Origin of the sequence: Streptomyces sp. NPDC053542, from assembly GCF_044544685.1 — a bacterium.
Lineage (GTDB): Bacteria > Actinomycetota > Actinomycetes > Streptomycetales > Streptomycetaceae > Streptomyces.
This window is the reverse complement of record NZ_JBITXL010000012.1, coordinates 215306-238023: the sequence shown is the minus strand read 5'-3', so window position 1 is coordinate 238023 and position 22718 is coordinate 215306. Positions and strand designations below refer to the sequence as shown.

Sequence of the window (22718 nt, the reverse complement as noted above, 5' to 3'; positions counted from 1 at the left end):
CGATGACGCTAAAACAGCGCACACACCGGGTCAAGAGCCCTTCGTCGTCCACCATCTTGACCGGAGCACGCCCCTTCTTTACGTTGACGCCCATGACCGCACCCCGCACCGTCCTGCTCACGGGGGCCGCCGGCGGCCTCGGCACCCTGATGCGCGAACTGCTGCCCTCGTACGGCTACCGGCTGCGGCTCTTCGACCGCCTGCCCATCGAGGGCGAGCCGGACGCGATCGTCGCCGACCTCGGCGACAAGGAGGCGCTGCGCAAGGCGGTGCACGGGGTCGACGCGGTCGTCCACCTGGCGGGCATCTCCCTGGAGTCGACGTTCGAGAAGATCCTCCAGGCCAACATCGAGGGGACGTACAACCTCTACGAAGCGGCGCGCGAGGAAGGCGTGCGGCGGATCGTCTTCGCCTCCTCCAACCACGCCGTCGGCTTCACGCCCCGCCCCCGGGACGGTTCCGGCGCGATACCCGTGAACACCCCGCGCCGCCCCGACACCTTCTACGGGCTCTCCAAGGGCTTCGGCGAGGATCTCGCCTCGCTCTACTGGGACCTGCACGGCATCGAGACCGTCTCCGTCCGCATCGGGTCCTGCTTCCCCAAGCCCACGTCCGTCCGCATGCTGTCGATCTGGATGAGCCCCGCCGACTGCGCCCGGCTGCTGCACGCGGCGCTCACCGCCGAGGACGTCGGCCACACCGTCGTCTACGGCTCCTCCGCCAACACCCGGCTGTGGTGGGACCTGAGCACCGCCCGCGCCCTCGGGTACGAGCCGCAGGACGACTCCGAGGAGTACGCCGCCGAACTCATCGCCGCGCAGGGCGAGCTGGACCCGGAGAACCCCGAACACGCGCATCTGGGCGGTGCCTTCTGCACGGACCCGCCGATCTGGCCGCACTGAGATCACCTGGCCGCGCGGGGCGGGCGGTTGCCCGTCGGCGGCCGATCGTGGCATAGCGCACGGAACTCCGGGCGGTGTCCTCGCGTCCTTGAAGGCGTAACAACCCCTTGCAGGAACGAGGAACACCATCATGGGCATCGTCAGCTGGCTCGTACTGGGGCTGGTCGCCGGCGTCATCGCCAAGGTCCTGCTGCCCGGACGGGACCCGGGCGGCCTGGTCGGCACCACCCTGACCGGCATCGTGGGCTCGTTCGTGGGCGGCTGGCTCTCCACGAAGTTCCTCGACCGTCCGATACCGAAGGACTTCTTCGACCCGGCCATGTGGGTCGCCTCCATCGCCGGCGCCCTGGTCCTGCTGATCGCGTACCGGCTGCTCTTCGGTAACTCCCGCGCCCGGGACTGACGCCCGCGGCGGGCGGTGCGAGGCGATCGAGCGGGTAATGGAACCGTAAAGCGGTGCCGGTCGTTACTGGGGACATGACCGCTATGACTCCTGGCTCGAATCTCCCGCTCTCCGCGGCGCGGGTCGCGGTGGACGTCACCGCTCCCGTGCGGCTGGACGTGTCGGGCCTGCTGCTGACCGCCGACGGCAAGGTCCGCTCCGACGACGACTTCGTTTTCTACAACCAACCGAGCGGTCCGGGCGTGACCCACACCGCGGGCACGAGCGGCGGCGGCGACACGATCACGGTCGACACCGCCGCCGTGCCGCCCGGCATCGACAAGATCGTCGTCACGGCGAGCCTGGACGCGCCGGGCGCCACCTTCGCCGGCACGGAGCCGACGGCGACGGTCCGCAGCGCCGACGACGGCAGCGTGATCGCCACGTTCACCCCGCCCCAGCTGGGCTCCGAGACCGCCCTCGTGGTGGTCGAGGTCTACCGCCGCGGCGACGCGTGGAAGGTCCGCGCGGTCGGCCAGGGCTATGCGAACGGCCTGGCGGGCATCGCCACGGACTTCGGCGTCAGCGTCGAGGAGCCCGCGGCGCCGGTCGCGGCGCCCGTCGCGCCACAGCAGCCCGCCACGCCGCCCGCGCCGCCGCACCCGGGTGCGCCGAGCGCCGGCCAGTGGGGCCCGCCCACCGGCGCCGCCGCCCCGCTCGCCCCGCCGACCGCCGTGCCCGGCGCACCGGGCTCCATGGGCACCCCCGCGCCGCCGCCCGCGGCACCGCCGGCCCCGGCCCCCGCCCCCGGCGCCGGGAAGATCAATCTCGACAAGGGCCGGGTCAGCCTCCAGAAGAACCAGACCGTTTCCCTGGTCAAGGGCGGCCGCCCGCTGCTGACCTCGGTCCGGATGGGCCTCGGCTGGGAGCCCGCGTTCCGCAGCAAGGACATCGACCTCGACGCGTCCGTGATCGCGTACGGCCCGGACCGCAAGAAGATCGACAACTGCTTCTTCGGCAAGCTCGCGATCCTCAACGGCGCCATCCAGCACTCCGGGGACAACCTCACGGGTGAGGGCGCGGGCGACGACGAGGCGATCACGGTCCACCTCGGCGGCCTCCCCCCGGAGGTCACGGGCCTGGTCTTCACGGTGAACAGCTTCTCCGGCCAGAAGTTCACCGACGTCGCCAAGGCGTACTGCCGCCTGCTGGACGCGCAGTCCGGCGAGGAGCTGGTCCGCTTCGACCTGACCGGCTCGGAGAAGCGGACGGGCGTGCTGATGGCCAAGCTGATCCGGCAGTACAGCGGCGAGTGGGAGATGACGGCCCTCGGCGAGTTCGTCGACTCCCGCACGGTCCGCGGCATGGTCAAGCCGGCCGCGCAGGCGCTGTGACCGGCGCGCCGCCCAGCTCCGCCACCGCCGCGAGCCGGCGGTAGGAGTCGAGCTGGGCGGCGCGGTCGTAGGTGCTCGTGGTGACCAGCAGTTCGTCGGCGCCGGTCGCGCCGAGCAGGTCCGCCATGCCCGCGCGGACCTCGTCCGCCGTGCCGTGGATGTGGCCGCGCTGCGCCGCCTCGTAGAACTCCCGCTCCTTCGCGGTCATCGACGCCTCCCGCGCGAGCACGTCCGCCACGGGCTCCAGCGGAGGAAAGACCCCGCGCGTACGGGAGTACGCCATCGCCCAGGCTTCCGGGAGCAGCAGCCGGCGGGCGTCCTCGGTCGTGGCGGCCACGGCGACGGTCGCGGACACGACGACGTACGGCCGCTCCCACATCACCGACGGCCGGAAACCGGCCCGGTAGCGCTCGACGGCCCGCAGCAGCGCCTCCCGCCCCCGCACGTCGCCGATCACCAGCGCGAGCCCCGCCTCGGCGGCGATCTCCGCCCCGGCCCCGGTGGCCAGCACGAACGCCGGCACGCTCAGCCCCTCGGCGGGCCGGGCATGCACCTGCGGATGAACGGTCTGCGTCCCCGCGAAGTAACCGATCAACTCAGCAAGCTGCGCGCCAAAGCCGTCCGCCGCGCCCTTGTCCGTCCCCAACGCCCGCCGAATCCCGTCCGTGAACCCGACCGACCGCCCCAGCCCCATATCGATCCGCCCGGGAAAGAGCGATTCCAGCACGCCGAACTGCTCGGCGACGACCAGCGGCCGGTGATTGGGCAGCATGACCCCGCCGGTACCGACCCGGATACGACGGGTGGCCGCGGCAACAGCAGCCGCGAGCACGGTGGGCGCGGACCCCGCCACCCCCGGCACACTGTGGTGCTCCGACACCCAGAACCGGTGGTACCCGAGCCCCTCCACCTCCCGCGCAAAGCGCACCGTCTCCTGCAACGCTTCCGCCTGCGGCCGTCCCGCTCGCGTGCGGGACCGGTCCAGAACCGAGAATCGCGGGGCCACTGTCGTCGAATCCACGATCAGTACAACGTCCTGGGGCGCGCGGGATTCCGCTACGCCTCCACGCCGGCCGCGCCAGGCAGCCGCTCCCCCCGAAGGTCAGCCACCAAGGCGGCGTCCTCGACCGCCTGAGCCAGGTACCGGACGGCCCGCCGCAGCTCCGCCCCGGACGCCTCCGGGTCCCCGGCCATGGCGCGCCCCCGCGCGACGTCGGCCCTCGCCATGACGAGCATCTCGCCCTCCATGACATCGGCCAGATGATTCACCAGCCCGTCCCCCAACGGAACGTAAGCGGTCCGCCCACCATCGCTCCACGGCAACCGTCGTAGGCTCTCCATGTCGGCACTCCTCCACAGTGTCGGCCAACGCCCCGGGGCCGGGCCCAATCCGGCCGCCGGGGTCTCTTCATGTCTGACGGTACCCCAACTGCGTCCCCCTGATACCCACCGCGTCCCACCGCGTCGGGACGCGGTCCGGAGCTGCGGGGTGCTCTGCGGCGCGGCAGGCTCAAGACATGACCGAGATGCCGCGCTACCGCTACGAAGAGCTGGCCGACCAGATCCAGGAAGAGGTCCGGTCAGGAAAGCTGGCGAAGGGCGCCGCCCTGCCCGCCGAACGCCGCATGACGGAGGTCTACGGGGTCAGCATCGGCACCGTGCGCCGCGCCGTCGCGCTGCTCCGGCTCCGGGGCGTGGTGGCCACACTCCCCGCGAAGGGCACCTTCATCCTGGGCGCCGGAGCGGACGACGGGGCGTAGACCCGGTACTGTCCCCGGTGTCCGCAGAGCCGCGCACAGCGAGCCGCGAGGAGGCCGGATGTCCGCCGATCAGCCGCAGCCGCCCACCGTTCCCTCCCTGGAGGAGATTTACGGGGAGTTCGACCTCAGCCACGTGCCCGCGTTCGCCGGGGGGTTCATCAACTTCGGGTACTGGGCGGATGTGCCGGACGACCGGCCGGTGAGCGAGGCCGATCGGATCGGTACGGAGAAGGAGCTGTACCGGCTGGTCCTGCGCGGCTTTGAGCGTACGGAGGGGCGGGACGCCGTCGAGGTCGGGTGCGGGCTGGGGCTCGGCTCGGCCCTCGCGCTGTGCGAGTACGGGTTCGGGTCCGTCGTCGGGCTGGACATCCACCCCGACCAGGTCCGGCGGGCCGAGGCGCGGAACGCCGCCGTGCGCGAGGCGCACCCGGGGCGGCTGGAGTACCGGCGCGGCGCGGCCGAGCGGCTGCCGCTGCCGGACGCCTCCGTGGACTGCCTGTTCTCCGTCGAGGCGGCCCAGCACTTCCCCGACATCCCGGGCTTCGCCCGAGAGGCGGCGCGGGTGCTGCGCGCGGGCGGCCGGCTGGTGCTGACGACGTTCTTCGCCACCGGCCAGGAGGCCGCCCGCGCGCTGCCCGGACTGCTGCCCACCTACGCCGACGGCCTGGACCTCCCCCATGTCGCGGACGGGGTCGCCGCCGCGCTGGAGGAGGCCGGGCTGTCGGACGTGCGGATCCGGGCGATCGGGGAATCGGTGTGGGCCGCGTACGACCGGTACCTCGGTCAGCTCCCCGAGCTGCGCGACCTGTGGCCGCGCCGGTTCCTGACCGCGTACGAGAAGGGGCTGCTGGACTACTACGTGATCACCGCGGACCGACCGCAGACCGGCCGACCGCAGACCGGCTGACCGGCCGCCCGGACACCCACCGCCCCGGCCGCCCGGATTCCCCCCGGATCCGGTCGGCCCCGGCGCCCGGCGTCAGCCCTGCCGCCGCCAGGGCCCCGTGATCGCGAGCATGATGCCCGGCTCCTGGATGTTGGCGAAGAGCGTCGAGCCGTCGGGCGAGAAGACCGGGCCGGTGAACTCGCTGTACTCCGGCTCCTCCGCGGTGCCGATGTTGATCTCGTTGCGCGCGACCGGGTACGTACGGCCGTCCTCGGTGGCGCCGAAGAGGTGCTGCACGCCCTCGCCGTCCTCGGCGATGATCAGCCCGCCGTAGGGCGAGACGCTGATGTTGTCGGGGCCGTCGAAGGCGCCGTCCTTGGCCGGGTCGGGGTTGACGCCGAAGCGGACCTTCAGGGTCAGCGTGCGGCGCGCGGGGTTGTAGAACCAGACCTGGCCGTCGTGCTGGACCGGGCTCTCCTCGCGGGCGTAGGAGGAGACGACGTACGCGCCGCCGTCCGCCCACCACATGCCCTCCAGCTTGCGGGCGCGGGTGACCTCGCCGTCCTTGAACTGCTTGCGGACGGAGGTCGTACGGGCGTCGCGGTCGGGGACCTCGACCCAGTCCACGCCGTACACCGTGCCGGGCTCGGTGGCCCGGGACAGGTCGTCGACGAAGCGGCCGCCGGAGTCGAAGCACTTGAACGCGGCGAGCGTGCCCGCGTCGTCGGCCAGTCCGGCCAGCTTGCCGCGGCCGTGCTGGAAGCCCGCCGGCGGGGTCCAGCGGTAGAGCAGGCCGTTCGGCCCCGAGGCGTCCTCGGTGAGGAAGACGTGGCCGCGCTTGGGGTCGACGACGACCGCCTCGTGCGGGTACCGGCCGAACGCCTTGATGGGCTTCGGGTCCCGGTTGGCCTTCTGGTCGTACGGGTCGACCTCGAAGACGTAACCGTGGTCCTTGGTCATGCCGTGGTCGCCGGCCTTGTCCTCGGTCTCCTCGCCGGACAGCCAGGTGCCCCAAGGGGTGCGGCCGCCCGCGCAGTTGGTGGAGGTACCGGCGATGCCCACCCACTCGCTCACGTGCGAGCCGTCGTGCGCGACCTCGATGACCGTGCAGCCGCCGGACGCGGCCGGGTCGTAGACGTGGCCCTCGGCGAGCGGCACCGGGTGCGGCCAGTCGGCGCGCGGGCCCTTGAGCTCGTGGTTGTTGACGAGCAGGGTCGCGCCGCGCTGGCCCTCGAAGGTGGCGGTGCCGTCGTGGTGGGAGGGCGTGTACTCGCCGCTCTCCAGCTTGGTGACGCCGGTACGGGTGATGATCTTGTAGCTGAAGCCGGCGGGCAGCGCGAGGATGCCCTTCGGATCGTCGATCAGCGGTCCGTAACCGAGCTGCGTCCCGTCGCCGGCGGCCTTCCCGGCCTCCTCGCCGATGGCCCCGGGGGCCGTGGCCAGCACGCCGACGCTGCCGGCGAGCGCCACTCCGGCGCCGGTGTACGCGGAGCGCTTGGCGAAGTCCCTGCGGGTGAGGGCCATGGTGATCTCCAAGATGGCTGGTTCCGATTCCCCCTGCGTTTGCGCGGCACACGTTCCCGTGCGTCGCCGAACTCCAGTTGAACGGGGCACAACGTCCAGGAACCGTTTCTCCGCACGACGGTGGACCATGCCAAACATGGTCATCCGCGGCATCCCGCCGCCAACTGCAAGATTTCTGGCTTTCCGCCTTGACCGCCGTCCGGCCCGGCAATAGACAGTGCCTACCTGCATCACCCGTTACGAGGAGCGCGGGGCCCTGCGGCGGGACGGACGGACGGTCCGTACGCGGCCGTACGGACGGTGTACACGCGCCGGGCCGTACTCGGGCCCCGCGTCCTCCCGCGAGAGCCGCCCGCCGCGGCGGACCGGCCTCGACACGCACAAGTGGTCCCGCCCCGGCGTCGTCGCCCGCCTGCCCGGCGCGCGCACGGCCGGACGCGCGGGACGCCCACCGGGGAAGAGGTGGTCTGGTGTGAATCAGCCCGAGATGATGCGCGGTCCCACCGGCGGCCAGGTCAGTGACGCCTCCCGCCAGCAGGCGCTGTCGGACTTCATGAACCCGCAGCACCCGCTCGCCAACGTCGTCGGCTTCGGCCACGGCGTGAAGTGGACGGGCGGCGAGCCGACGGGCGAGGAAGCGGTCCTGGTCTTCGTGACCCAGAAGGTCCCCGAGTCGGTCCTGTCCGAACAGGACGTGGTGCCGCGCGAGATGGACGACGGCACGCCGACGGACGTGGTGGCCGTCGGCCATGTCGCGGCCCAGCGCACCACCGCACCGGGCGGCGGCACGGAGGAGCAGTCCGCCTTCGGTCCCGACGGCAGTACGGTCATGCGCTCCCGGCCGCTGCTGGAGGAGCTGACCCAGGAGCTCGGCCGGCTCCGCACGACAGCCGAGCCGCAGCGGCTCACCCGCAGGATGCGCCCGTGCCCGGCCGGCTTCTCGGTCGGCAGCGTGCGGATCACCGCGGGCACGCTCGGCAGCGTGGTCTACGACCTGCTGCCCGGCGCGCAGATCAACCCGCCGGAGCCCGGCATCGGCGTCCCGGCCACGTACTACATCCTGAGCAACAACCACGTGCTCGCCGACTCCAACCGGGCGCCGCTGGGCACCCCCGTGGTGCAGCCCGGCCCCGCGGACGGCGGCCTCGACCCGGCCGACCGGATCGGCACGCTGTCCCGCTTCGTCGCGATCCAGTTCGCGCCGCAGGTCGCGCTCGGGCAGCACAACAACATCGTGGACGCGGCGCTGGCGAAGGTGGAGTTCCACGACGCCACCCGCCAGCAGTACTTCAACGGGCCGCCGCGGGCCTGGCGGCGCAAGGCGCAGGTGGCGGTGGGCGACCGGGTGAAGAAGGTCGGCCGGACCACCAACCTGACCATCGGCCGGATCATGTCCACCGACGCGACCATCGACGTCTCGTACGGCACGGCCGGCACCGCGCGCTTCAAGGACCAGATCATCACCACGAACATGTCGGCGGGCGGTGACTCCGGTTCCCTGATCACCTCGCTCGACAACGTCGCCGTCGGCCTGCTCTTCGCGGGGTCGCAGCAGGTCACGATCGCGAACCACATCGAGAACGTCCGCGCGCTGCTGCGCGTCGAGATCGCCGAGCAACTGGCCTGACCCGGGGAGCGAAAGCCATGACGAGCGCAGCCAGCAAGAAGGGCCAGGGGCAGGAGCACCGGTTCATCAACGCCCAGGGCTCCGAGGTCAAGACGCGCGACGAGGCGTTCGCCGCGCAGCGTGACGTATCAGCCGAGGCGCTGCGGGTCACCGCGAAGATGCGGCTCAACAACGGCGCGCTCACCTTCGACATGGAGGTGAGCTACAACCCCAACACGTATCCGCACGTCATCACCGGCGGCCGGATCACCTCCGGCATCTGCGGCGCCCCGTGGGACATCACCGGCGGCGAGATCGGTCCCCGGCTGGTGCTGCGGGCCACCCGCCCCGGCGGGTCGGGCAACTGCGCCCGGACCATGACGGTCGTCGGCCAGTTCCAGGTACCGCTGTCCTACCGCGGTACGTACGGCTTCAACGGCCAGTCCGCGTCCTTCCCGCACACGACGCAGTACATGTGCTGACGCGGTGCCTGTGCCGACGCAGTGCTCGTACTGACGCAGTGCTTGGGCTGACGCGGTGCTCGTACTGACGCAGTGGTCGTGCTGACTCGGTTCTTGTGCTGAGGAGCCCGGCGGGCTGATGGCCCGCCGGGCTTCCGCCGTACCCGTGAGGGCCGGCGGGTCGTCAGCTCTCCTTCTTGGAGCGGGCCTTGAAGGCCGCCTTGCGGGCCTCCTTGGCCGCCTTCTTGTCCGGGTGGAGCCGGCCCATCGCCTCCAGGACATCGGCGGTGGCCGGGTGGTCCACCCGCCAGACCGCGTCGAAGAAGCCGGTGTGCTGACCGACCAGCCCCTCGACCAGATCCCGCAGCTCTGCCGCGTCCTCGTCGGCGGTGCCCAGCTGCGCCGCGAGGGTGTCCACGGTCAGCCAGAAGATCATGTCCTGGGAGGGCTCGGGGATGCCGGTGGCGCCGTGCTCGGCCAGCCAGACCCGGGCCAGCCCGCCCAGCTGCCGGTCGTCGAGGACCTCGCGGAGCGCGGGCTCGGCCTCCGGGCCGACCAGCGACAGGGTCTGCTGGCAGGCGAGGCGGCGCTGCGGGGCCCGGTCGTCGTCGCCGCGCGCGGCGGAGAGCAGGTCACGGGCCGCGGTGAGGGCGTCGCGGGCCGCGAGCCACTGCTCGGACTCGGCCTGCGCCAGGGTCTCGGGGTAGTCGGGCAGCGCGCCGAGCAGGACGTCGGCACCCTTGTCGGCGAGGTCGCCGACGGCCGGGGCCTCGACGCCCGCGTCCAGCATCCGCGCGCGGACCGCGTACATGCCGAGCGGGGTGAGCCGGACCATGCCGTACCGGCTGACGTCCTCCTCCTCGAGCGGCTCGGAGGCCCGGACCGTCTCGCCGTCCTCGTCCAGCTCCTCGATGAGCGCCTCGTCCACCGGCTGGTACGCCACCAGGCCGATCGGCTCCAGCACCCGGAACTGGTCGTCCAGGCGCATCATCGCCTCGGAGACCTCTTCGAGGATGTCGTCGGTGGGCTCGTCCATGTCGGCCGGGACGATCATGGAGGCGGCGAGCGCGGGCAGCGGGACGCTCTGCTCCGGGTCCTCGGCCAGCGCGCAGAGCATGTAGAGGTTGCCGAGGATGCCGTCCAGCAGCTCGGCCTCGTCCTCCGGATTCCAGTCGATGGAGTCCAGGTCCAGCTCGCCGCCCTCGGCGATCTGCTCCACGAGGTCGCCGAGGTCGGGCGCCGCGGCGTCGGCCAGTACGGTCTCCATGCCGCCGAGCCAGATGGCCAGCACGTCCTGGGGGCTGCCGGCGGTCAGCAGGCGCAGCTCCTCGCCGGGCGTGGCCGTACCGGACGGGGCGCCGTCGGGCAGGTCCTCGTCCTCGCCGGCCTGCTCCTCGATCTCGACCAGGCCGGTGTCCACGGCCAGCTGCCACGCCTCGGCGGCGTAGCCGGTGCCGTCCTCGTCGACGGCGAGGCCCAGGTGGGCCGCGGCCTCGGCGAGCTGCTCTTCGAGGAGGTCGCCGCCGACGCCGACCGGTACCTCCCGCTCGGCCCAGCGGGCGAGCTTCGCCGCCCGGGCGAAGAGGGGGGCGCTCAGTGCGTCCCTGGCCAGCTCCGCTTCGGGGTGCAGCCGCACCGGGGGAAGGGTGGGGCGCTCGTCGGACATCTAAGGTTCAGCTCCTCGGGCGGACTACTGCTGGTGCGTCGCCCAAGCGTAGACGGAATCGTGATGATCCCGGGCGGTTCACCGGCCCGTCCGGGATGCCCGGCGGACGGTTCACCGGCCTGCCCAGGGTGCCCGGCCGTCGGTTCACCAGCCTGTCCGGGGTGCCCCGCGGCCAGTGGTTCACCGGCCCGTCCCCCGCCGTGCACCGGACGAGTATTGACAACTGACGGCGCCACACAAGAGATTGACGCGCGTAGCGGACCGTCCTCCGATACGCGGCCCGTCCGTTCTCCTCCCTTGTTTCCCCACGCTTCCGGAGGCCACCATGCCGTCCCGCCGTACGTTCAGCAGACCGCTCGCGCTCGCCTCGGCGGCCGCCGCGGCCCTCGCCGCGGGGTTACTCGCCGTCCCGCAGTCCGCCGCGGCGGCCGACGCCAGGATCCATGACATCCAGGGCGGTACCCGAATATCCCCGCTGGCCGGGAAGCAGGTCACCGGCGTGCCGGGCGTCGTCACCGCGGTACGGGCCTTCGGGTCCGCGCGCGGCTTCTGGTTCCAGGACCCGAACCCGGACCGCGACCCGGCCACCAGCGAGGCCGTCTTCGTCTTCACCGGGAAGCAGACCCCCGAGGTCGCCGTGGGGGACGCGGTGGAGGTGACCGGCACGGTCAGTGAGTACTACCCCGGCGGCAAGGACGCCGGGCTGCAGTCCGTCACCGAGATCACTGGCGCGAAATGGACGGTGAACTCGGCGAAGAATCGTCTCCCCGCGGCCTTCACGCTGGCCCCCGGGTCCGTGCCGAATCGATACGCCCCGGACAACGGCGGCCAGGACATCGAGCCGCTGAAGCTGCGCCCGCGCAGCTACGCGCTGGACCGTTACGAGTCGCTGGAGGGGATGCGGGTCGCGGTCTCCGACGCGCCGGTCGTCGGCCCGACCAACACCCACAACGAGCTGTGGGTGACGGCCGAGCCCGGCCACCACCGCACCGCCCGCGGCGGCACGCTCTACAGCTCGTACGCCGACCCGAACGCGGGCCGCGTCAAGGTCACCTCGCTGATCCCCTTCGCCGAGCGGCCCTTCCCGGTCGCCGACGTGGGCGACGCGCTGACCGGCACCACCGCCGGGCCGCTGGACTACGACAACTTCGGCGGCTACACGATCGAGGCGACGGACCTGGGCGAGCTCGACGACCGCGGGCCGGCCCGCGAGAGCACCCGCAAGCAGTCCGAGGATGAGCTGTCGGTGGCCACGTACAACGTGGAGAACCTCTCGCCGAAGACCGCGCAGGCCAAGTTCGACCGGCTGGCCGAGGCGCTGGTGAAGAACCTCGCCTCGCCCGACATCGTCGCCCTGGAGGAGGTGCAGGACGACAACGGGGCCACCAACGACTCGGTGGTGACCGCGGGCGCCACACTCAAGAAGCTCACCGACGCCGTCAAGAAGGCGGGCGGCCCCGCCTACGAGTGGCGCCAGATCGACCCGGCCGACGACCAGGACGGCGGCCAGCCCGGCGGCAACATCCGCGTCGCCTTCCTCTACAACCCCGAGCGGGTCTCCTTCACCGACGCGCCCGGCGGCGACGCGACGACGCCCGTGCGGGTCCTGGAGAAGGGCGGCCGCGCGGCGCTCTCCGCCTCCCCCGGCCGCATCGACCCGGCCAACGCGGCCTGGAAGGACAGCCGCAAGCCGCTCGCGGGGCAGTTCTCCTTCCGCGGCAAGCCGGTCTTCGTGGTCGCCAACCACTTCAACTCCAAGGGCGGCGACCAGGGCCTGGACAGCCGTTTCCAGCCGCCGGCCCGCACCTCGGAGACCCAGCGCACCGCGCAGGCCGAGGCCGTGCACGGCTTCGTCGAGGACGTACTCGCCGTCGACCCGAAGGCCGCCGTGATCGTCGCGGGCGACCTGAACGACTACCAGTTCTCCCCCGCGCTGAAGAAGCTCACCGCGGGCGGCGTACTCACCGACCAGGTGAACCGGCTCCCGCAGGCCGAGCGCTACGGCTATGTCTACAACGGCAACTCCCAGGCGCTGGACCACATGCTCACCAGCCGCGCCCTGACCCGCACCGACTACGACATCGTCCACCTCAACGCCGAGTTCGCCGATCAGGCGAGCGATCACGACCCGCAGGTACTGCGCGTAGCGCCGTAGGCGCCTGACATCCGGCGGGGTCGCGTCCCGGGCGGTTCGGAAGTCCGCCCCGGCGCGGCACCGTCGTGGTTGCTCGCGCAGTTCCCCGCGCCCCTGACGGGGCGCGGTCTACGCCGGCTCGGCAGCGGCCTCACCCGGGGCGGGTGCCTGCTCCGGCTCCGCCACCAGGTCCCGTACCAGCAGCGTCGCGCCCGCGACCGCCCCCGGCATCAGGACCACCGCGATGAACGGGACCAGGAAGAGCAGCACGAGCGGGGTGCCGAAGCCGACGGCGAGCGCCTTGCGGCCGCGCAGCAGACGCATCCGCTCGCGCACCGGTATCCCGCGGCGCTGCATGGCCACGGAGGTCAGCTCGACGGCGAGGAAGAAGCCGGAGACACAGAAGCCGATCGCGGGGATCACGGTCTGGCCGATGACCGGCACGAATCCCAGCAGGAAGAAGAGCAGGCCGAAGCCGGCGGCGCGCAGCAGGACGTACACGCTGTCCTTGAGCGCGATCCATATCTCCGCCCAGAGCGAGCGGTCCGGCCCCTCCGGGCAGTCGCCCTCCGACTGCTCGACCTGCTCCGACAGCGATTCGTAGAAGGGGTCGCCGATCAGCAGCGTCACGGCGGTGAAGGTGAGCACGGCCAGCAGCAGCCCGCCGCCGAAGAGCAGGGCGACGAAGATCCCGCGCAGCAGCCCCTGCCAGGGCGAGCCCCAGTCATCGGCGAAGGGTGTCGCCCAGGCCGCGATGTCGTCCGTCCAGAAGGCGAAGACCGTCAGCACCGCGGCGTACAGCACCAGCGCGATGAGCGCGGGAATCAACCCGAACCCCCACCATCTGCCGTGCTGTGCGACCCAGCGCTGCCCCTTCCCCAAGTACCGCATCCCCGCTACCAGATCACGCATGGGGCAACCCTAGCCGGTGCCACTGACAGTGACGGGCGGCCCGTACGGACCGCCCGTCATCTGCCGTCACACGGCTCAGTTGTCTGCCGTCACACCGCTCAGTTGTGGTGCAGCACGTCGTTCAGGCCGCCCCACTCCGCGTTGTTCGGGCGGGCCTCCACCACACCGGTGGTGGAGTTGCGGCGGAAGAGGATGTTGTCGGCGCCGGACAGCTCGGCGGCCTTGACGATCTGGCCGTCGGGCAGCGTCACGCGGGTACCGGCGGTGATGTACAGCCCCGCCTCGACGACGCACTCGTTGCCGAGCGCGATGCCGACGCCGGCCTCGGCGCCGACCAGGCTGCGCTCGCCGATGCGGATGCGCTCCTTGCCGCCGCCGGAGAGGGTGCCCATGGTGGAGGCGCCGCCGCCGATGTCGGAGCCGTTGCCGACCACGACGCCCTGGCTGATCCGGCCCTCGACCATGGAGGTGCCGAGCGTGCCGGCGTTGAAGTTGACGAAGCCCTCGTGCATGACGGTGGTGCCGGCCGCGAGGTGCGCGCCCAGGCGGACCCGGTCGGCGTCGGCGATGCGGACGCCCGCCGGGGCGACGTAGTCCGTCATCCGCGGGAACTTGTCGACGCCGTACACGGCGAGGTGCAGGCCCTCGGCGCGGGCGTTCAGCCGTACGGTCTCCAGCTGGTCCACGGCGACCGGGCCGAGCGAGGTCCAGGCGACGTTCGCCAGCAGCCCGAAGAGGCCGTCGAGGTTCTGGCCGTTCGGCTGCACCAGGCGGTGGCTGAGCAGGTGCAGACGCAGGTAGCCGTCGTGCGCGTCCAGCGGCTTGTCGTCCAGGGAGGAGATGACCGTGCGCACGGCCACGATCTCCACGCCGCGGCGGGCGTCGGGGCCGAGCGCCTTGGGCGCGGCCTCGCCGAGGAGCTCGGCGGCGCGCTCGGCGGTCAGCCGCTCGGTGCCGGCCGGGCCGGGCTCGGCGACGAGCTCGGGCGTCGGGAACCAGGTGTCAAGAACAGTACCGTCGGCGGTGACGGTGGCGAGCCCGGCGGCGACGGCGCCGGTCGTACGGGAGGAGGCTGCAGCTTCGGTCATGCGGAAAACCTAACCGGCACGCCCCCGGCCTGGCGAACCGGTCTCAGCGGTCAGACGCACGACCGCCCGCCACGGGCTCCTCGCCGACCACCCGACCGCCCGGTACAGGCTCCTCGCCGGCCACCCGACCGCCCGCCACGGTCTCCCCGCCGACGACGCGCGCCACCTCGGCCCGCACTTCGTCCCGGTCGAACGGCCGGCCGGTGAGCAACGACTGCAGCAGCATTCCGTCGATCAGCGCGGAGAGCGTGCGGGCGGTGCCGGGCGAGTCGGTGTACCGGCCGAGCACGTCCAGCGTGCTGTCCAGCCACTCGGCGGCCACCGGGCTCAGCGCGGGCCGCCGCAGCGCCGCGAGGTACAGCTCGTACTCCATCCGCACGCGGCCGCTGCGGCTCTCGTCCATGTACGCGGCCAGCAGGTCGGCGATCCGGTCGGCGAGCGGCGCGTCCCGCTCCAGGTACTCCGTCCAGCCCTCCACCGTGGTGCCCGCCTCGCCGCACACCTGCCGCAACGCGGCCACCAGCAGATCGTCCAGCGACGCGAAGTGGTACGTGGTGGACCCCAGCGGCACATCCGCCTCGGCCGCCACCACCCGGTGGCTGAGCGCCCCGATGCCCCGCTCCTCCGCGACCCGGATCGCCGCGTCGATGATCCGCTGCCGCCGCTCGGGATCGTACCGCCGCGCCATCAGTGCGCACCTCCCAGGTTCAGGACCACCACGCCGACGATGATCAGCGCGATCCCGATGAGCCGCGCCGCGTTCGCCGCCTCCCCGAGGAACAGCATCCCAATGGCCGCGATCACGGCGGTCCCGGCGCCCGACCAGATGGCGTACGTGGTCCCCACGCTCATCGTCTTCAGCGTCTGCGCGAGCAGCACGAAGGCCACCAGATACCCCACCGCGGTCCCGACCGAGGGCCACAGCTTCGTGAACCCGTCGCTGTACTTCATCGCGGTGGTGGCCAGCACCTCCACCAGTATCGCCGCCCCAAGCGTCACATAGGCCATACGTACGAGCGTACACAACGTTGCGTACGGGCGTACACAACGTGCCGCCACGGCCGCCGGCAGCTCAGTCCCAGATCTGGACCAGGACCACCACCGCCTCCGGGACCTCGACCAGCGGCCGCACCAGCGCGGTCCGCCCGCGGCGCGTCGTCACGGCGAGCCAGCGCTCCAAGGGGTGCACGGGCACCAGGCGCGGCGCGCCCAGGAAACCCGCGGACAGTGCCTTCCTGGCCACGGCCGCCTCCGGAGCCGCCGCTCCGGCCCCCAGGTCCACACAGCGGCCCGAGGCCACCCGGATCCAGCACCGGTGCACGCGTAGATCGTCGTCGACCGCGCTCACCGTCGGCACGGGATCCAGGGCGTACCCGTGCCAGCCGCCGCCCTCGGCCGTCGGCAGCCATATCTCGCCCCGCCAGCGCACCCGCGGACCACCACGGGTGACCGCCGTCCTCAGCAGCATCACTTCCTCCCCTCCGCCGTCGCCCCGTTCGGTCGGCCGGCCACACCGGCCGGCTCGCCCGGTGGCAGGGCCCGGCGTCGCGGCCCCGGCAACGACCGGACGTCGATGCCGCAGTTCTCCGCCAGATCGGCGGCGACGGTACGGGCGTAGTCACGGAACTCCATGAGGAGGGCGGACAGTTCACGGTCGCCGTCCCGCTCGGCCCGGCACCGCGCGCCCTCCAGCGCCTCGGCGCTCGCGGCGTAGCCGGACCGCGCCGTGAGCAGCAGTCCCTCGGCCGCGTCCAGCCCCGCGAGCACGTACATCGCCCGCGCCACGGTGGCGGAACAGGACGCGGGCGAGGTGCGGGCCTCGCGCAGCAGCCGTTCCAGATGCCTGCGGGCCGCGGTCGCGTCGTTGCGCCGCACGGCCTCCACAGCCCGTCGGTACGTCTCTTCCTCCCACCCCGTCCGCTCGTCGCCCGCCGCTGACCGCCGCCATAAGTACCGCATGCCGACAACCTCTTCCCCCGGCCGTCCCACCGGGTACGCTCCGCCGATGCCGGTCCGGACCCGCGCGGCAAGCCGGAGGCCGCGCGTCGCCCCTGGTCACCGCGGGGTGACCAGGGATGCCCGACCGGTCTCTGCAGCATGCGGAATATCCGGCCCCGCGTCGATTACCGACCCCCCTCTACCCTTAAGCGGACGCCGGCCGACGCCCCTATGCCAGGCCCGGGTCCGGCCAGGGCAGGTCGGCCAGAGCGGCGCGGGTGACGCCGAGCCGTTTGTAGATCTTCGTGAGGTGCTTGCTGACGACGGCCGAGGAGACGACCAGCCGGTCGGCGATCTGCTGGTTGGTCAGGCCCGCCGCGGCCAGCGCGCCCACCTCGCACTGCCGCTCGGTCAGCCCCTCCAGGCCGGGGACGATCGGTGTGCGGTCCCGGCCTCCGGCCAGCCTCCGCGCCGTCTGCGCGCGCTCGGCGAGCTTCTCCGCACCGGCCCGGCATGCCGCTACCCATGCCTCCCGCAGCACCTCGCGGGCCTCGGCCTTCCGCCCGGCCCGGCGCAGCGCGTCCCCGTACTCGGTCAGCGCCCGTGCGTGACGGTAGATGTCGCCCGTGCCGTCCAGCAGTTCCACCGCCTCCGCCAGGAGCGGCAGCCCGGCCTCACCTCCGTACGCGATCCCGGCCCGGGTCAGTGCCTCCCCGGTCGCCGCGGGCACGCCGAAAGCACGGGCCCGCCGCACCCCCTCGTCGGCGTGCTCCCGTGCCGCCTCCCGGTCGCGGCCCGCCAGGACCTGGGCGAGCAGCGGCTGCCACGCGCACACCGCGGGGTTGTTCGCCAGCCGGGCGCGCTGGTGCGCTCCCGCGGCGGTCAGCAGCTTCACGGCCTCCGCTGTCCGGCCCTGTGCGAAGCGCACCTCCGCCAGCACGCACCGCGGCGAGGGCAGGACGACGACGGCGGGGAAGGGCTCGGCGAAGTGCTCGCGCTCGCTCAGCTCCGCCGCCTCTTCCGCCTTCCCTCGGGCGAGCAGCACGCAGAGCTCGGTGCTCAGCGCGTACCACCGGGCGTGGCTCATGGGCCGCAGTCCGGTGGCGATCCGCAGGGCGCGTTCGCTCTCGCCCTGCGCGGCGGCGAGCCGTCCGGTGTGCAGCAGGACCAGGGCACGCAGCGCTAGCGCAAGAGCCAGGTGGCCGCCGCACCAGCGCCGGGCGCGGAGCTCGGCGATGCCGGCGTCCAGGATCTGCTCGGCGCGCCGGGCACGGCCGCAGTAGAAGTACACCAGCGCCGCCAGGACGCCGCAGTCGAAGTCCCCTTCGTCGCCGGTCCACACCAGCCCCTCGCAGGTGCCCAGCCCCACCGCCCGGAGCGCGGTGGCCACCGGGCAGCCCCGGATGGTGGCGTACCAGGCGCGCAGGACCAGCAGCCGGCGGTTTTCCACGGTGTTCCCGGTGAACCGGTCGGTGATCCGCTCCAGCAGCTTGTGCTCTTTGGCGGCGTTCGGCTCGTCCTCCCAGTAGGCGCTCCACAGGAACCGCTCGGCGAGCAGCCGCAGTTGGCTGTCCTTACGGGTGGCCCGGTGGCACTCCTGGTGCAGGATGCCGGCCGCCTCGGGCAGCCGGTTCTCGTGGGCGAGGGCCTTGGCCAGCAGCCGTACCGCGGCCTCGCGGGGCCGGCCGCCGGCAAGCGCGGCCTGCAGGTGCCCGGCCGACCGCTGCGGGTCGACGGGGAAGGTCGCCACACCGCGTTCATAGTGCAGGTCGGCGCGGAGCGCGGGCGGTGGCGGCTCGGCCTGGGCGCGGGCCAGCAGCCGGTCGGCGTCCTCGGGGGCGCCCGCGGCCAGACTCAGCGCGGCCGCGGCCCGCAGCTGCTCGACGGCCCACTCCGATCCCTCCGGCGGGGCGGCCAGCAGGTGGACGGCTGTCACTTCGGGGCCGTGCCCGGCATCGGCGAGCAATCGGGCGGCCTTGGCGTGCAACAGGCCGCGCTCGCCGTGCGGGATGGCGTCGTACACGGCGTCCGCGAACGGCGGGTGGACGAACGCCGGCTGCCCGGGCACCAGCAGCAGAGCTTCGCGCAGCCGGTCCAGGGCGGCGGCGGCCCGGTCCGGGGTGAGTCCGGCCAGCCGTCCGGCCAGGGCGGTGGTGGCGTGCGGGCCGAGGACCGCGAGAGCGCGGGCGGCGCAGACCTGCGCGGCACCGAGCCGGTCGAGCAGCGGCAGCAGCCCCTGCCCGATCGCGGGCAGCGCATACCCGTCGATCTGGTCGGCGTCCCGCGCGAGCGGCCGTACCCCGTCCGCCGCGGCCCGGCGGAGGGTGTCGACGACGTGGAACGGCACTCCGCCGGTGGCCCGGTACAGCATGCTGCTGAATGTGGCGTCGGGCGACTCCCGCAGCAGCGCACCGGCCAGCGAGCGGACCTCGGGGAGTCGCAGCGGGCCCAGGGTCATGCGCACGGCGCCGGAGAGTCCGGCCAGCTCGGTAAGCGGGCGGTGGGTACGCGAGGGCTCCCCCGTGCGGCGCGCGAGGACGGCGAGCAGCGGCCGCGCCGGCTGCTGCCGGATGAGCCGGTGCAGCCAGTCCAGGGTGTACGGATCGGCCCAGTGCGCGTCGTCCAGCAGCAGGACCAGGGCGCCCCGCAGGTGTACGACGCGGGCGGCGATGGCGTCCCAGGCATCCAGGACGACGGACCGTTCCAGCGGGGCGAAGACGCTGTTCACCGCGCGGTCGACGAGCCTCCCTTGCGGTTCCAGGCCGAGGAGCCTGCGCTCCAGCGGCCCCAGCGGCAGGGTCTGCGCGTCGTGGAGGAACCACTGCCGGGCCATGAGATAGGCCCGGTCGCTGTGCGGGAAGCCCACGGCATCGAGCGTGGTGAGGCCGAGCTGCCGGGCCTGCCGCCGCACCACGTCCAGCAGGGTCGTCTTGCCCATCCCGGACATGCCTTCCAGCAGCAGCGGGCCGTGCCGTGCACTGGGGTCGGCCATGAATGCCCCGAGCGTGTTCCCGATCAGTCGTTGTTCGGCCTGGCGGTCCAGCAGCGGGATCCGGGCGCCGGAGTCACGCAGGCCGGCGTCGTCAGCCGTCATCGGCCCGCCGTCCTCGTCCCCGGAAAAAGCCAGTGGGACACTACTGAGCGTAGTATCCCACTGGCTACTCGTATGCGACCAGGCCGCCGGAAAACGGCCCGCCGGGAAACGTCAGACGTTGAACCCCAGCGCCCGCAGCTGTTCGCGGCCGTCGTCGGTGATCTTGTCGGGGCCCCACGGGGGCATCCAGACCCAGTTGATCCGGAGCTCGTTGACGATGCCGTCCGTGGCGGACTTCGCCTGGTCCTCGATGACGTCGGTCAGCGGGCAGGCCGCCGAGGTGAGCGTCATGTCGATGGTGGCGATGTTGGCGTCGTCGATGTGGATGCCGTAGATCAGGCCGAGGTTGACGACGTCGATGCCCAGCTCGGGGTCGACGACGTCGTACAGGGCCTCGCGGACCTCTTCCTCGGTGGCCGGCTTGAGGGCCGCGGCGGGCGCCTCAGCGGTCTCCGCGGCGCTTGCGTTCTCGGTCATGCGGTCTTCGCCTCCTCGGAGAGGGCTTTGGCGGTCGCGTCCTTCCACGCCATCCAGCTCAGGAGGGCGCACTTGACGCGGGCGGGGTACTTGGAGACGCCGGCGAACGCGACGGCGTCCTCCAGCACCTCCTCCATGGCGTCGTCGGGCTCGATCTGGCCCTTGGACTGCATCAGCTCCAGGAAGGTCTCCTGGATCTGCTGCGCCTCGCCGAGCTCCTTGCCGACCAGGAGTTCATTGAGGACGGACGCGCTGGCCTGGCTGATGGAGCAGCCCTGGCCCTCGTACGACACGTCTTCAATGGTCGCGCCGTCCAGGCGGACGCGCAGGGTGATCTCGTCGCCACAGGTCGGGTTGACGTGATGCACCTCGGCGTCGCCGTCCCGCAAGCCCCGGCCGTGCGGGTGCTTGTAGTGGTCCAGGATGACGTCCTGGTACATGGAATCCAGCTTCACGGGTCAGTCAGTCCTCGTCCTCATCCGAAGAAATTACGGACGTGCTCCAGGCCCTCGACCAGAGCGTCGACCTCGGCCGGCGTGGAGTACAGATAGAACGACGCTCGTGTCGTCGCAGGAATTCCGTACCGCAGGCAGACCGGTCGGGCGCAGTGGTGGCCGACCCGGACCGCGATGCCCTGCTCGTCGAGCACCTGTCCCACGTCGTGCGGGTGGATGTCACCGAGCGTGAAGGAGATCGCGGCGCCGCGGTCCTCGGCCGTGGTGGGGCCGATGATCCGCAGGTCGGGGACCTCCAGCAGCCGCTTGACCGCGTACTCGGTGAGCGCGTGCTCGTGCGCGGCGATGTTCTCCATGCCGATGGAGTTGAGGTAGTCCACCGCCGCGCCGAGGCCGACGGCCTGGGCGATCGGGGGCGTACCGGCCTCGAACTTGTGCGGCGCCGGGGCGTAGGTGGAGGAGCTCATCGAGACGGTCTCGATCATCTCGCCGCCACCGAGGAACGGCGGCAGGTCCTCCAGCAGCTCCTGGCGGCCCCACAGGACGCCGATGCCGGTCGGGCCGCACATCTTGTGGCCGGTGAAGGCCACGAAGTCGGCCTGGAGCGCCTGGACGTCCAGCGGCATGTGCGGCGCGGCCTGCGAGGCGTCGAACACGACGAGCGCGCCGACGTCCTGCGCCTTGCGGACGATCGCCTCGACCGGGTTGACCGTGCCCATGAGGTTGGAGACCAGGGTCAGGGAGACGACCTTGGTCTTCTCCGTGATGATCTCGTCGATGTTGGAGAGGTCGAGCCGGCCGTCCTCGGTCAGCCCGAACCACTTCAGCTTCGCGCCCGTGCGCTGCGAGAGCAGCTGCCACGGCACGATGTTGGAGTGGTGCTCCATCTCCGTGATGACGATCTCGGTCTCGTGGTCCACGCGGTAGGGCTCGTCGGCCCAGCCCAGCATGTTCGCGACGAGGTTGAGCGACTCCGAGGCGTTCTTGGTGAAGATCACCTCGTCGCGGCTCGGTGCGTTGATGAACTCGGCGACCTTGTCGCGAGCACCTTCGTACAGCGCCGTGGCCTCCTCGGCGAGCACGTGCACGCCGCGGTGGACATTGGCGTTGTAACGCTCGTAGTACTCGCTCAGCACGTCGATGACCTGGCTGGGCGTCTGCGAGGTCGCGGCGCTGTCCAGGTAGACGAGCTTCTTCCCTTCGTGGACCTCGCGGCCCAGGATCGGGAAGTCCTTACGGATCGCCTCTGTGTCGAGGAGGCCCGGCAGCTGTGTCACGCGGTTGCGCCACCCTTCACGTATGCCTCGTAGCCCTCGGCCTCCAGCTTGTCCGCCAGCTCCGGGCCGCCGGACTCGGCGATCCGGCCGTTGGCGAAGACGTGGACGTGGTCGGGCTTGATGTAGCGGAGGATCCGCGTGTAGTGCGTGATCAGCAGGGTGCCGACCTCGCCGGACTCGCGGACCCGGTTGACGCCCTCGGAGACGATGCGCAGCGCGTCGACGTCCAGGCCGGAGTCGGTCTCGTCGAGGATCGCGATCTTCGGCTTGAGCAGCTCCAGCTGGAGGATCTCGTGGCGCTTCTTCTCACCGCCGGAGAAGCCCTCGTTGACGTTGCGCTCGGCGAACGCCGGGTCCATGTTGAGGCGCTCCATGGCCTCCTTGACCTCCTTGACCCACAGCCGCAGCTTGGGGGCCTCGCCGCGGATCGCGGTGGCGGAGGTGCGCAGGAAGTTGGAGACGGAGACGCCGGGGACCTCGACCGGGTACTGCATGGCGAGGAAGACGCCGGCGCGGGCGCGCTCGTCGACGGACATCTCCAGGACGTCCTCGCCGTCGAGGGTGACGGTGCCGCCGGTGATCGTGTACTTGGGGTGACCCGCGAGGGAGTACGCGAGGGTGGACTTGCCGGAGCCGTTGGGGCCCATGATGGCGTGCGTCTCGCCCTGCTTCACGGTCAGGTCGACGCCCTTCAGGATCTCGCGCGGGCCGTTCTCGGCCTCGACGGAGACGTGCAGGTCGTGGATCTCAAGCGTTGCCATG

General features: G+C 72.1%; 23 protein-coding genes. 8 read left to right on the top strand and 15 right to left on the bottom strand.

What is annotated here, in order from left to right; all coding sequences use genetic code 11:
• Positions 1-92 precede the first annotated feature (92 nt).
• The 3 genes from ACIGXO_RS30250 (at position 93) to ACIGXO_RS30240 (ending at position 2678) form a co-directional block, all read left to right on the top strand.
• Positions 93-902 carry an NAD-dependent epimerase/dehydratase family protein gene (locus ACIGXO_RS30250; RefSeq protein ID WP_399793118.1) on the top strand — a complete coding sequence of 270 codons (810 nt, stop codon included), beginning with the start codon at positions 93-95 and terminating at the stop codon, positions 900-902.
• Positions 903-1032: 130 nt separating this feature from the next.
• The gene (locus tag ACIGXO_RS30245) at positions 1033-1305 is read left to right on the top strand and encodes a GlsB/YeaQ/YmgE family stress response membrane protein (RefSeq protein WP_399793116.1); all 273 of its coding nucleotides are present in this window, start codon (positions 1033-1035) and stop codon (positions 1303-1305) included.
• 83 nt (positions 1306-1388) lie between these two features.
• On the top strand, positions 1389-2678 hold the full coding sequence (locus tag ACIGXO_RS30240; protein ID WP_399793317.1) for a TerD family protein: 1290 nt from the start codon (positions 1389-1391) through the stop codon (positions 2676-2678).
• Here ACIGXO_RS30240 and ACIGXO_RS30235 read toward each other — a convergent pair.
• Both ACIGXO_RS30235 and ACIGXO_RS30230 read right to left on the bottom strand, forming a co-directional pair.
• Positions 2653-3699, bottom strand: a complete 1047-nt coding sequence (locus ACIGXO_RS30235; RefSeq protein ID WP_399793114.1) for an MsnO8 family LLM class oxidoreductase — start codon at positions 3697-3699, stop codon at positions 2653-2655. The two genes, ACIGXO_RS30240 and ACIGXO_RS30235, sit on opposite strands and share 26 nt — an antisense overlap.
• Positions 3700-3734: 35 nt before the next feature.
• The gene (locus tag ACIGXO_RS30230; protein ID WP_399793112.1) at positions 3735-3947 is read right to left on the bottom strand and encodes a hypothetical protein; all 213 of its coding nucleotides are present in this window, start codon (positions 3945-3947) and stop codon (positions 3735-3737) included.
• A 248-nt stretch (positions 3948-4195) separates the two neighbouring features.
• Between ACIGXO_RS30230 and ACIGXO_RS30225 the strand changes: the two genes are divergently transcribed.
• Together ACIGXO_RS30225 and ACIGXO_RS30220 are read left to right on the top strand one after the other, a co-directional pair.
• A complete protein-coding gene (locus tag ACIGXO_RS30225) occupies positions 4196-4438 on the top strand; it encodes a winged helix-turn-helix domain-containing protein (RefSeq protein WP_399793110.1) in 243 nt (80 codons plus the stop codon).
• Positions 4439-4496: 58 nt separating this feature from the next.
• Positions 4497-5345, top strand: a complete 849-nt coding sequence (locus ACIGXO_RS30220) for a class I SAM-dependent methyltransferase (RefSeq protein ID WP_399793108.1) — start codon at positions 4497-4499, stop codon at positions 5343-5345.
• A gap of 72 nt (positions 5346-5417) precedes the next feature.
• Here the strand turns inward: ACIGXO_RS30220 and ACIGXO_RS30215 are convergent, their stop codons facing one another.
• Positions 5418-6848, bottom strand: coding sequence for an alkaline phosphatase PhoX (locus ACIGXO_RS30215; RefSeq protein ID WP_399793315.1), 1431 nt, complete (start codon positions 6846-6848; stop codon positions 5418-5420).
• Between the two features lie 472 nt (positions 6849-7320).
• Here ACIGXO_RS30215 and ACIGXO_RS30210 point away from each other — a divergent pair, with 472 nt between their 5' ends.
• Together ACIGXO_RS30210 and ACIGXO_RS30205 are read left to right on the top strand one after the other, a co-directional pair.
• Positions 7321-8475: a hypothetical protein gene (locus ACIGXO_RS30210; protein ID WP_399793106.1), complete on the top strand. Its 1155-nt coding sequence runs from the start codon at positions 7321-7323 to the stop codon at positions 8473-8475.
• Positions 8476-8492: 17 nt separating this feature from the next.
• Positions 8493-8936, top strand: a complete 444-nt coding sequence (locus tag ACIGXO_RS30205) for a hypothetical protein (RefSeq protein ID WP_399793104.1) — start codon at positions 8493-8495, stop codon at positions 8934-8936.
• Positions 8937-9099: 163 nt separating this feature from the next.
• On the opposite strand, the gene ACIGXO_RS30200 is transcribed toward ACIGXO_RS30205, so the two are convergent.
• The gene (locus ACIGXO_RS30200) at positions 9100-10581 is read right to left on the bottom strand and encodes a hypothetical protein (protein ID WP_399793102.1); all 1482 of its coding nucleotides are present in this window, start codon (positions 10579-10581) and stop codon (positions 9100-9102) included.
• Between the two features lie 325 nt (positions 10582-10906).
• Between ACIGXO_RS30200 and ACIGXO_RS30195 the strand changes: the two genes are divergently transcribed.
• Positions 10907-12736, top strand: coding sequence for an endonuclease/exonuclease/phosphatase family protein (locus ACIGXO_RS30195; protein WP_399793100.1), 1830 nt, complete (start codon positions 10907-10909; stop codon positions 12734-12736).
• A gap of 108 nt (positions 12737-12844) precedes the next feature.
• On the opposite strand, the gene ACIGXO_RS30190 is transcribed toward ACIGXO_RS30195, so the two are convergent.
• The 11 genes from ACIGXO_RS30190 to sufC all read right to left on the bottom strand — a co-directional run bounded on the left by ACIGXO_RS30190 (position 12845) and on the right by sufC (position 22717).
• Positions 12845-13627: an EI24 domain-containing protein gene (locus tag ACIGXO_RS30190; protein ID WP_399793097.1), complete on the bottom strand. Its 783-nt coding sequence runs from the start codon at positions 13625-13627 to the stop codon at positions 12845-12847.
• Between the two features lie 98 nt (positions 13628-13725).
• A complete protein-coding gene (dapD, locus tag ACIGXO_RS30185) occupies positions 13726-14715 on the bottom strand; it encodes a 2,3,4,5-tetrahydropyridine-2,6-dicarboxylate N-succinyltransferase (RefSeq protein ID WP_399793095.1) in 990 nt (329 codons plus the stop codon).
• Between the two features lie 43 nt (positions 14716-14758).
• Positions 14759-15403 (bottom strand): TetR/AcrR family transcriptional regulator, encoded by a 645-nt coding sequence (locus ACIGXO_RS30180; protein WP_399793093.1) that lies wholly within the window; start codon positions 15401-15403, stop codon positions 14759-14761.
• Complete coding sequence (locus ACIGXO_RS30175; protein WP_399793091.1) at positions 15403-15723, bottom strand: DMT family transporter; 321 nt, start codon at positions 15721-15723, stop codon at positions 15403-15405. The genes ACIGXO_RS30180 and ACIGXO_RS30175 overlap by 1 nt, the downstream gene beginning before the upstream one ends.
• A 64-nt stretch (positions 15724-15787) precedes the next feature.
• Positions 15788-16183, bottom strand: a complete 396-nt coding sequence (locus tag ACIGXO_RS30170) for a hypothetical protein (protein WP_399793089.1) — start codon at positions 16181-16183, stop codon at positions 15788-15790.
• The gene (locus tag ACIGXO_RS30165) at positions 16183-16599 is read right to left on the bottom strand and encodes a hypothetical protein (RefSeq protein ID WP_399793087.1); all 417 of its coding nucleotides are present in this window, start codon (positions 16597-16599) and stop codon (positions 16183-16185) included. The genes ACIGXO_RS30170 and ACIGXO_RS30165 overlap by 1 nt, the downstream gene beginning before the upstream one ends.
• A gap of 283 nt (positions 16600-16882) precedes the next feature.
• Complete coding sequence (locus tag ACIGXO_RS30160) at positions 16883-19747, bottom strand: ATP-binding protein (protein WP_399793085.1); 2865 nt, start codon at positions 19745-19747, stop codon at positions 16883-16885.
• A gap of 111 nt (positions 19748-19858) precedes the next feature.
• Positions 19859-20224 carry a metal-sulfur cluster assembly factor gene (locus ACIGXO_RS30155; RefSeq protein WP_031065217.1) on the bottom strand — a complete coding sequence of 122 codons (366 nt, stop codon included), beginning with the start codon at positions 20222-20224 and terminating at the stop codon, positions 19859-19861.
• Positions 20221-20679, bottom strand: coding sequence for a Fe-S cluster assembly sulfur transfer protein SufU (sufU, locus tag ACIGXO_RS30150; protein WP_030264518.1), 459 nt, complete (start codon positions 20677-20679; stop codon positions 20221-20223). Before sufU ends, ACIGXO_RS30155 begins: the two co-directional genes overlap by 4 nt.
• 20 nt (positions 20680-20699) lie before the next feature.
• Complete coding sequence (locus ACIGXO_RS30145) at positions 20700-21956, bottom strand: cysteine desulfurase (protein ID WP_399793081.1); 1257 nt, start codon at positions 21954-21956, stop codon at positions 20700-20702.
• Positions 21953-22717, bottom strand: coding sequence for a Fe-S cluster assembly ATPase SufC (gene sufC / locus ACIGXO_RS30140; RefSeq protein ID WP_399793079.1), 765 nt, complete (start codon positions 22715-22717; stop codon positions 21953-21955). Before sufC ends, ACIGXO_RS30145 begins: the two co-directional genes overlap by 4 nt.
• Position 22718 lies beyond the last annotated feature (1 nt).